The 2,893-nt window shown below is 67.9% G+C and carries 3 protein-coding genes; all 3 read left to right on the plus strand.

The window, feature by feature from the left end:
* Positions 1 to 323, plus strand: a 323-nt coding sequence (locus ACEN88_RS28375) for a transglutaminase-like domain-containing protein (RefSeq protein WP_413345045.1), incomplete at its 5' end; no start/stop codon positions are given.
* Positions 324 to 359: 36 nt separating this feature from the next.
* On the plus strand, positions 360 to 1,235 hold the full coding sequence (locus tag ACEN88_RS28380; RefSeq protein WP_413345047.1) for a peptidase: 876 nt from the start codon (positions 360 to 362) through the stop codon (positions 1,233 to 1,235).
* A 244-nt stretch (positions 1,236 to 1,479) separates the two neighbouring features.
* Positions 1,480 to 2,893: family 43 glycosylhydrolase (locus tag ACEN88_RS28385; protein WP_413345049.1), on the plus strand; the 1,414-nt coding region annotated here is incomplete at its 3' end.

Below are 2,893 nucleotides of genomic sequence, written 5' to 3' on the forward strand. Positions count from 1 at the left end.
GCGCCGGCGTCTGCCAGGACCATGCCCACGTGTTCCTCGCCTGCTGCCATGCGCACGGGGTACCGGCGCGCTACGTGTCCGGCTACATCGATCCCGGATCGACAGGCCACGCGGCCAGCCATGCGTGGGTCGACGCCTGGGCCGAGGATGCCGACTTCACGGGCTGGGTCAGCATAGACGTGACGCACAATCGCCTGATGACGGACGGGTACACCCGCCTCGCGATCGGCCGCGACTATGAATCGGCCGCCCCCGTGCGCGGCATGCGGCGCGGCGGCGGCGACGAAGTCATGCGGGTCGAGGCGCAGATCGTCCCCGTGTAGAATGACCGCTTTCCTCGACCATTACGGATTTCGCCGATGACTTACTGTGTGGGCATGCGCCTCGATGCCGGCCTCGTGTTCCTTGCCGATTCACGCACGAACGCCGGCGTCGACCAGGTCGGCACCTTCCGCAAGCTGTCCGTCTTCGAAAACCCGGGCGACCGCATGATGGTCATGATGACCGCCGGGAACCTGTCGATCTCGCAGGCCGTGCGCCAGACCGTGTCGGCCTGGGTGAGCGAGAACGGGACGACGATCTGGAACGCGCCGGACATGTACGAGGCCGCGCGCATCGTCGGCGACGCGGTCCGCGCGGTCTACCGGCAGGAGTCGGCCCGGCTGGCCGAGCACGGGGTCGACTTCAACATCAGCATCGTGTTCGGCGGCCAGATCCAGGGCGAGCGCTGCCGCCTCTTCTACGTGTACTCGGCCGGCAACTTCATCGAGTCCCATGACGAGAACCCCTATTTCCAGATCGGCGAGGCGAAATACGGCAAGCCGATCATCGACCGCGTCGTCACGCCGCGCACGTCGCTGGACGATGCGGCCAAGTGCGCCCTGATCTCGATGGATTCGACCTTGCGGTCGAACATCTCGGTCGGCCTGCCCCTCGACCTGCTCGTGTACGAGGACGGCAGCCTGGCCGTCACGCGGTTCGTGACCATCGACGAGCACAACCAGTACTTCCAGCTGCTGCGCACCAGCTGGGGCCAGCAATTGAAGACCGTATTCGAGGGCATGGCCGCACCGGTATGGGATGCCGCGCCGGGCACGACGGACAACGTGCTCTCTTCCGCCAACCTGCACAGCCGGCCAGTGCGTGCAGCGCTGCCGCCGGGCATGACGGCCGGGGCGCCGCCGGCGCCATTACAGTCGGTCGCCGAACAGCCGCCCGTGCCTGCCCAGCATTGACCTCCCCGTCGGGCCCAGCCGCGAAGCGATGATTTTTTCCTGGCGACCGATACCGGGTTCGGTATCGCTCCGGTCGGTTAGTTGCAGAACCGGCGGCGGGTTATCGCGTAAAAGCCAGCAATAACAACGACTTGGCGATGACGGCGCGACGCGCTCCTGCCGCCGCCGGCACCGCGCTGCCCTTTTGACAACGCTACCATGCATGCCCTACATTGCCGGATGCCCTGAATCCACCGGATCCCACATGACCGCACACCGCCCCCGCCCGCCGCGCCTTGCCGCGACCGTCCTCGCCCTCTGCGCCGCCCTCGCCTGCATGGGCGCACGCGCGCAGGAAGAACCGCGCCCCGCCACCGGCCTGTCGACGGCCACCTGGACGCCCGACAACGGCAACGGCACGTTCACGAACCCGCTGTTCTACGACGAGTTCTCCGACCCGGACATGATCCGCGTGGGCGACTGGTTCTACCTCACCGGCACGACGATGCACGCGATGCCCGGCCTGCCGGTGCTGCGCTCGCGCGATCTCGTGAACTGGGAATTCCTCGGCTATGCCGTCGACAAGCTGGACTTCGGCCCGGCCTACCGCCTGGAAGACGGCAAGAGCATCTACGGCCAGGGCATCTGGGCCCCGAGCCTGCGCTACCGGAACGGCACGTTCTACATCTTCAGCAACGTGAACGGCCGCGCCACGCAGATCTTCTCCGCCACCGATCCGCGCGGCCCCTGGACGCACCGCGAGATGAAGCGCAGCCTGCACGACCTGTCCGTCCTGTTCGACGACGACGGCAAGGCGTGGGTCGTATGGGACCACCAGCGCATGCACATCGCGCAGCTGACGGACGACCTGACGGACATCGTGCCCGGCACCGAGAAAGTGCTGTTCGCGCAGGACGCCGGCATGGGTGAAGGCGCGCACATCTACAAGATCCAGGGCAAGTACTACATCCTCTCCGCCAACTACGCGGGCGGCTTCCGCATGCCCGCCGCGCGCGCGGACAAGATCGATGGTCCGTATGAAGTGAACCAGGCCATCAGCAAGGACGAGGACTTCGGCATGGCCAAGGGTTACCGCCTGAAGGACAACAAGACCCCCACCGCGATCGAGCCGCCGGACCCGTCGGCCCGCAACAGCAACTCGCTGCACCAGGGCGGCATCGTGCTGACGCCGGCCGGCGAATGGTGGGGCTTCTCGATGATGGATTTCAATTCGGTCGGCCGCCTGCTCAGTCTTTCCCCGATCACGTGGAAGGATGGCTGGCCGTACTTCGGCCTGCCGGGCAACCTGGGCCGCAATCCGCGCACGTGGGTCAAGCCGAAGACGGCCGCGCCCTCCCCGATCGCGGTACCGTTTGCGCGCAGCGACGATTTTTCGGGCACGGCCTTGCAGCCGCTCTGGCAGTGGAACCACGTGCCGGTCGACGGCCAGTGGTCGCTGACGGAACGCCCCGGCTTCCTGCGCCTGCACGCGCTGCCGGCGACGTCGTTCTGGCAGGCCCGCAACAGCCTGACCCAGCGCGCCATCGGCCCGCGCTCGTCGCCGACGGTAACGCTGGATGCGTCCGGACTCGCGGGCGGGGGCGGGGCCGGGCGCGCCCCGGGGGGCCGTGCGGGTTGGGCGCGGGGGGGGGGAAGGGCCGCGGCCCGCCGGCCAGGGG

The sequence above is a fragment of the Massilia sp. CT11-108 genome (genome assembly GCF_047302915.1).
GTDB lineage: Bacteria > Pseudomonadota > Gammaproteobacteria > Burkholderiales > Burkholderiaceae_D > Telluria > Telluria orientalis.

Coding starts and splice junctions, on each gene's coding strand:
- ACEN88_RS28380 (WP_413345047.1), top strand. CDS start 360: ATGACTTACTGTGTGGGCATGCGCCTCGATGCCGGCCTCGTGTTCCTT.